6 protein-coding genes and 1 pseudogene are annotated in these 6,506 nt (G+C 70.7%); all 7 read left to right on the forward strand.

Annotated elements, in window-relative coordinates:
- The first annotated feature begins 6 nt into the window (after positions 1-6).
- Positions 7-1,269, forward strand: a complete 1,263-nt coding sequence (gene hisS, locus D7Y11_RS24775; RefSeq protein WP_211486817.1) for a histidine--tRNA ligase — start codon at positions 7-9, stop codon at positions 1,267-1,269.
- Between the two features lie 199 nt (positions 1,270-1,468).
- Positions 1,469-1,852, forward strand: coding sequence for a S24/S26 family peptidase (locus tag D7Y11_RS24780; RefSeq protein ID WP_255424593.1), 384 nt, complete (start codon positions 1,469-1,471; stop codon positions 1,850-1,852).
- The gene (locus tag D7Y11_RS24785) at positions 1,849-2,163 is read left to right on the forward strand and encodes a PqqD family protein (protein ID WP_120577474.1); all 315 of its coding nucleotides are present in this window, start codon (positions 1,849-1,851) and stop codon (positions 2,161-2,163) included. The genes D7Y11_RS24780 and D7Y11_RS24785 overlap by 4 nt, the downstream gene beginning before the upstream one ends.
- Positions 2,160-2,753 (forward strand): hypothetical protein, encoded by a 594-nt coding sequence (locus D7Y11_RS24790; RefSeq protein WP_120577475.1) that lies wholly within the window; start codon positions 2,160-2,162, stop codon positions 2,751-2,753. Before D7Y11_RS24785 ends, D7Y11_RS24790 begins: the two co-directional genes overlap by 4 nt.
- 13 nt (positions 2,754-2,766) lie before the next feature.
- The gene (locus D7Y11_RS24795; protein ID WP_121754047.1) at positions 2,767-5,784 is read left to right on the forward strand and encodes a PQQ-binding-like beta-propeller repeat protein; all 3,018 of its coding nucleotides are present in this window, start codon (positions 2,767-2,769) and stop codon (positions 5,782-5,784) included.
- Between the two features lie 12 nt (positions 5,785-5,796).
- On the forward strand, positions 5,797-5,961 hold the full coding sequence (locus tag D7Y11_RS43395) for a hypothetical protein (RefSeq protein ID WP_158624425.1): 165 nt from the start codon (positions 5,797-5,799) through the stop codon (positions 5,959-5,961).
- Positions 5,958-6,506 (forward strand): annotated as a pseudogene (locus D7Y11_RS24800) (hypothetical protein); the annotation flags it as partial. The gene D7Y11_RS43395 and the pseudogene D7Y11_RS24800, both read left to right, overlap by 4 nt.

Genomic DNA, 6,506 nt, shown 5'->3' on the forward strand with positions numbered 1-6,506 from the left:
AAGGGGATGAACGACCTTCTGCCGGGCGAGATTGAAGTCTGGCAGTTCGTGGAGTCGACCGCGCGCACGCTGTTCGGCCGCTTCGGCTACGGCGAGGTGCGCACGCCGATGGTGGAGGACACGGCCCTCTTCGTGCGCAGCGTGGGCGAGGAGACGGACATCGTCGGCAAGGAGATGTACACCTTCGAGGACAAGGGCGGCCGCAGCCTGTCCCTGCGTCCGGAGGGCACCGCGCCCGCGGCGCGCGCGTACATCGAGCACTCGGTGAACAACCAGGAGCCGGTGTCGCGCTGGTTCTACATGGGGCCCATGTTCCGCTACGAGCGGATGAAGACGGGCCGCTACCGTCAGTTCTCCCAGATTGGCGCGGAGGCCTACGGCGCCAAGGAGCCCGCGCAGGACGCGGAGCTGATGGACGTGGTGGTGCAGTTCCTGGAGGCCCTGGGCCTCACGGACGTCACCCTGAACATCAACTCGCTGGGCGACGACAACTGCCGGCCCGCGTACCACGCCAAGCTGGTGGAGTACCTCAACGCGCACCGGGAAGAGCTGTGCGCGGACTGCCAGCAGCGGCTGGAGCGCAACCCGCTGCGCGTCCTGGACTGCAAGAACGAGAAGTGCCAGGCGGTGGCCGGGGCCGGGCCCAACGTGCTGGAGTTCCTCTGTGAGCCGTGCCGCACGCACTTCACGGACCTGCAGCGCAAGCTGGGCGCGCTGGGCATCCGCTACGTGGTGAACCACCGGCTGGTGCGCGGCCTGGACTACTACACGCGCACCGTCTTCGAGTTCATCGCCTCGCACCCCGCGCTGGGCACCGCCAGCACGGTGGGCGGCGGCGGGCGCTACGACAAGATGATGAAGGGCCTGGGCGGGCCGGACGTGCCCGCGGTGGGCTACGCCATGGGCCTGGACCGGCTGGTGCTGCTGCTGAAGGAGAGCGGCAAGACGTTCACCCAGCGGCCGGACCTGTTCATCGCCGTGGCGGACGAGGGCTCGCAGGACGAGGGCCTGAAGCTGGCCAGCCGCCTGCGCCGCGAAGGCCTCAAGGTGGACTTCGACACGCGCGGCGGCAGCCTCAAGAGCCAGATGAAGCGCGCGGACAAGTCCGGCGCCCGCTTCACGCTGGTGCTGGGCGAGCAGGAGCGCACCAGCGGCCAGGCGAAGCTCAAGCCCATGGCCGGGGGGGAGCCCGTTCCCGTGGCGCTCGACAGCGTCGCCGCCACCGTGCGCGCGCAGCCAGACGCCCCGGCTCCGGCCCCCGCGGCCTGATCCAACCGCCCCCTCCGGCATGACGCGCCAGGCCGGAGGGGAGGGGGCGGCCCGTCTTCCCAGAAAACCCGGGAGTAAAGGTGTTAAGCAGCGTAAGTCCTGGGAATCGCTGGGGGATTGAGGCCTCGGAGATTCGCGGACATTGAGAGGGTGGAGTAAGATTCCATCCGCAATGTCGAGCGCTCCCCAGCCCGTTTCCATGATCGATGGCCCACGTTGGATCCCTGTCGCCGGGGACAGCATGTGGCCGTCGTTGCGGGCGGGTGACGTGGCGGAGGTGGAGCCGCTGAGGGAGGCGCCGCGCCCGGGTGAGGTGGTGCTGGCGCGCTTCGAGTCCTCGCTGGTGCTGCACCGGGTGCGTTGGTGCGACGGCAGCCTCTGTGCGCTTCGTGGGGACAATGGCGCCATGGAAGATCCGCCGCTGCCTCTCGTCCGTATCCTCGGGCGGGCGCGGCGTGTGCGCCGGGGCGGCACGCTGCTGGAGATGGACCGTTGGGACGTGGGGCCCCAGCGGCTGGGCCGCTGGCGCGCGACGCTGAAGCGCCAGGTGGCCGCGTGGCTGGGAAGGACGGGCCGCGCATGAGCTTTCAGGAAGGCAGCGTTCCCCGGAAGCGTTTGGGGACCTCGGGGGAGGGCTTCGGCGCGGACTTCCTGGTGCTGGACGCGGAGGGGCGCACGCTGCGCGGGCTCAACCCGACGGCGGCGCGCATCTGGGCGCTGTGCGACGGAAAGCGCACGGCCCGGGCGGTGGCGGAGCAGGTGGCTTCCGAGTTTTCGACCGACGTCGGTCCGGTGCTGACCGACACGCTGGGCTTCCTGGGGGAGCTTCAGCGGCGAGGTCTGTTGGACGAAGTGCGCGCGCCGGCCGGTGCCGCGCCTCTGGAGGAGACATGATGCGGGCGCTCGTGGCCGTGCTGGCGGGGGCGATGGTGCTGTCGGCGTGCTCGGAAGGGGTGTCCCCCCTGCCGCCGCCGTCGGCCGTGAAACCGGGGCAGGGCAGCGGCTCCGTCACCCCCGTGGATCCAACGGACGTGCTGGCCGGTGGCGGGAGCGTGGCCCGGCCGCCGCCTCCAGGCCCCACGGACGAAGAGCCGCCTCCGGAAGAGCCGCCTCCTGACGAAGTCGTGGAGGAGGAGCCGCCTCCGGTGCCGCTGCCGCCCCCGACCGGGAGCGCGGAGGTGGTGGGCGCGGGCTCGGAGCCCACGGCCCTGTCCCAGGTGCAGCAGGTGGACGTGGACTTCGTGGTGAGCGGCGTGCGGAACAAGGGCCTGGTGGACGTGGAGTTCATCGCGCCGGGCGGACGTCCGTACGAGAAGCGCAGCGCGACGGTGGAGGCACCGCCGGACGAGACGCGCACGCTGCGCTATTCGCTGCCGGTGGCGGGCACGCCGGTGTCCATGACGCGCATGACGGGCACCTGGCAGGTGCGCTTCTTCCTGGATGGGGCGCAGCTTGCCGCCACGTCCTTCACCCTGGAGCCGTGACGTGAGGCACGCCATGAACGTCCGCATCCTCGCGCTCGTCGCCGTGCTGTTGCCCGCGGTGGGCTTCTCCCAGACCTGGACCGTGCGCCCCGTCCCTTCCGCCGGAGAGACCGTCGCGCGCGTGGTGATGGAAGACGCGTCCGACCTCGTCTTGGAGGTGACGAACACGACCACGGCCACGAGCGACGCCCGTGTGTCGGAGGTGTCCTTCGTCCTTCCGACGGGCTACCAGATCCTGGGGGGCCTGCCCGCGGAGGAGAACCCGAACTGGAAGGTCGAGTACATCGACGCCAACGAGCGGCGCATCACCTTCCAGTCCACGTGGGGCTGCGTGGACGAGGGGCGCGGCCTGGCTCGGAATGAGACCGCACGCTTCGTGCTGAGCGTGGTGGGCCCGTCGAACCGCACCACCGACAACACCACCGAGCGCCTGGCGGCGGGCACGTACGCCCGCGACCAGTGCGACGGCACGAGCTACACGTTCAACGTCAACAACATGACCGCATGGACTCGCGGCATCCTGGCCGCGAACGTGACGCTGGTGCCGCGCGTGCTGGCGGTCAACGGCTCCACCGTGGCGCGCGTGGTGGTGGAGAACCGCGGCACCGGCGCCGCGACCGTGAGCGTGGACAACCCCACCTCCACGAGCAGCGTGCCCCTCACCACCGTGAACAAGGACGGTGGCAGGTCCGTGGCGGTGCGGTCCGCGGGCGTCTTCGCGGTCAATCTGAGGCCTACCGCCGCCGGCGCCGTGGCCGCGCGCGTCCGGGCGCGCACGAGCAACTCGAACGCGCCGCTGGTGGACTCGCCCCTGGCGAACGTGGGCAACCTGGTCGCGGCGGCGGACATGGACGTCGTGGACGCGTTCGCTGGTGATCAGGTGACGCTGCGCCTGATTGTGTTCAACACGTCCACGACGAACGCGTACACGCAGGTGCGCCCGCGCGCGCCGGTGCCGCTGGGCAACGCGACGGCGTCGCTCGTGTCCGGTCCGTCGCCGGAGAGCGTGGCGCAGCTGGCGCCGGGGGCTTCCGCGCAGTTCACGTGGCGCTATCAGGTGTCGGGTGCGCCCGGCGCCAGCTACCAGTTCCAGGCGCAGGTGGACGGGACGCTCAACGGTTCGGCGGTGGCGGGGGACCTGGTCACGGCTCGCAAGGGCCGCATCGTGGAGCACCGCGTGCGGCTGAGCCATGAGACGGTGTCCACGGCGGCCACGTCCCTGACGGTGGGCTACACGGTACAGAACCGGGGCACGCTGCCCATCTACGAGGTGAAGCTGTTCAAGCCCGCGGTGAACTACTTCTCCGTGGCCGCGTCGGGGCCGCAGGCGTTCGGGGACTGGAACGTCTACACGGACACGACCAGCTACCTCTGGGAGTCGGAGTCCGGCATCCCGGTGGGCGGCGAGGCCACCTTCCGCATCACCTATTCGGGCTTCACCGCCGTCCTCGCGGACACGGCGTTCCGCCACCGGTTGGAGCTGAACCAGGGCTGGAACGATCCGCGCATCCGCGTGGAGGCGACGATGACGCTGCTCGCGGTCACCGCGGCACCGGACGTGGATCGCCTCACGGGCGTGGCCCGCGACGGCAGCGTGACGCTCACCTGGGACAACCCCTTCAACCACGGTGGCACGCTGGTGCTGCGCGCCCAGGGGACGAATCCGCCCAACACCGCGCCGACCAGCGGCGTGCGCTACGCGGTGGGTGACGTGCTGGGCAACGCGACGGTGGCCTACGAGGACGAGTTCAGCTCCGCGTCGTCCATGACGGACACGGCGGTGACGAACGGCACGACGTACACCTACCGCGTGTTCAACGCGGATGATCAGCTGCGCTACGGGCCGGGCAACCAGCCCACCTCGCAGGGGCTGCTGGCCACGCCCCGGGCGCGCGTGGCGGGCAACCCGCTGTGGTGCTACTCGGTGGGATTGGACACGACGCTGCAGCCCGTGACGGAGCTGGGCGTGGGCATCTTCAGCTCCTTCAACGATTCGGTGGTGGCCACGCTCACCCACACCGTGAACCCGTCCGAGGACGGCGCGGAGCGCTTCCGGCCGGTGAAGATGGCGGGCAAGATCGCCACTCGCTTCCCGGTGGTGCCGCTGCTGGGCCGGCCCGGGCAGCAGTGGATCGTCGTGGGAGATCAGACCGGCGTGCCGGCGGTCCTCAACGCGGCCACGGGCGAGTTCCTCTGGAGGAACACCACGCTGGGCCTGGGGAACATCAGCTCGTTCCCGGTGACGCAGCTGCTCGACTACGCGAACCCGGAGTACCGGACGACGTACTCGAACGTGGACCTGGCGATCTTCGCCACGCGCAACACGTCCGCGCTGAACCAGGTGGTCGCGCTGAACGCGGCCACGGGCGCGCTCATCTGGCGCTACCGGCCCGGGGACCTGGGCATGGTGAGCGGCGGCATGCTGATGGACTACACGACGAACCGGCTCTACGTCCCGACCCGGTCGGGCACGAGCGCGGCCACGCTGCGCGTGCTCAACAGCCTCACGGGCGCGGAGGTGGCGCGGCTCGAACTGGGCGACCTGGAGTTCGGCGTGGTCCGCAATGCGACGAGCAACCAGATCCTGGTCACCGCCAATGACGGCCGGGTGCACGGCGTGACTCCATCCACCTTCGCGCTTGCGTGGACCGTCCAGGTGGACAGCGCCTCGCAGCGGACGTTCTCCCACTTCGCGCGGCCCCAGGGGCGCGGCTTCGTGGTGAGCCGGACGAACAACACGGTGGAGCGCTATGAGATGGACGCGACCAACGTGCCGAAGCTGCTGTGGACGACGCCTGTCGAGAACCCGTCCGGCTCCTTCACCCTCAACCAGAACGGGGTGGCGCGCCTCTACGTCGGCAGCACGGACGGAAAGGTCCACCAACTGGAGCTGGAGGGTGGGGCGGACACCGGGCAGGTGACCGTGGGGCCGGCGCAGGCCATCGGCGTGCCGACCATCGACCACACCGTAAGCCGGTTGCATGTCGGCACCACGGATGGTCGAATCTGTGCCTTCCCGGTGCCCTTCTAGGTGGGCCATCACGTGAGCCAACGACCTTCACAGCCTCCCGCGGGTCCCTCCGTGCCGAAGCCGCCGGCCGCGCCCGCCGTGTACGTGGCTCCCGCCATCCTGTGGGAGCAGCCCTTCGTCGCGCTGGCGCAGCTGTCCATGTGCACCATCCCCGGCGAATCGGAGTGCATGCCGTGAACAGCGGGGACCCCCTGACGGGTCCCCGTGACGGCGCGCTCCGGATCACCCTGGCCGGGTGGACCGTGGCGCTCGACGTGGAGGATGACGCGCTCGCCGGTCCGCTCCGGCGCGTGTTCGGCGCGTTCCTCGCTCCGGATGCCGTGGCTCCCGATGCCCGGCTGGTGATGCGGAACCCGCCCAGTCCGATTGCTCCCCCCACCGTGCAGGGGCTGCCCCGGCTGGAGCCGGGTGCCTCGGGCACGCTGCGTGTGGAGGGCGCCGGGTACTCCGCGGTGCTCTCCCCGGACCGGTGCCACGCGGACGTCATTGGAGCCGGGCGGTACCCGGTGGAGAACGTCATCAAGGTGATGCTCGCGTCCTCGCTGGCGAAGCGTGGCGGGCTGCTCATCCACGGCGTGGGGCTGGTGCACGAGGGCCGGGCCGCGCTGTTCGTGGGGCACTCCGGCGCGGGCAAGAGCACCCTCGGCGGGCTGTGGCTTGAGGCGGGCGGGACGGTGCTCGCGGATGAGCTGGTCGCGGTGTGGCCCGTGGAGGGGGGTGGG

The sequence above is a fragment of the Corallococcus sp. AB018 genome, assembly GCF_003986945.1.
Lineage (GTDB): Bacteria > Myxococcota > Myxococcia > Myxococcales > Myxococcaceae > Corallococcus > Corallococcus exiguus.

Coding starts and splice junctions, on each gene's coding strand:
- D7Y11_RS24790 (WP_120577475.1), top strand. CDS start 2,160: ATGATGCGGGCGCTCGTGGCCGTGCTGGCGGGGGCGATGGTGCTGTCG.
- D7Y11_RS24795 (WP_121754047.1), top strand. CDS start 2,767: ATGAACGTCCGCATCCTCGCGCTCGTCGCCGTGCTGTTGCCCGCGGTG.
- D7Y11_RS24780 (WP_255424593.1), top strand. CDS start 1,469: ATGATCGATGGCCCACGTTGGATCCCTGTCGCCGGGGACAGCATGTGG.
- hisS (WP_211486817.1), top strand. CDS start 7: ATGAACGACCTTCTGCCGGGCGAGATTGAAGTCTGGCAGTTCGTGGAG.
- D7Y11_RS24785 (WP_120577474.1), top strand. CDS start 1,849: ATGAGCTTTCAGGAAGGCAGCGTTCCCCGGAAGCGTTTGGGGACCTCG.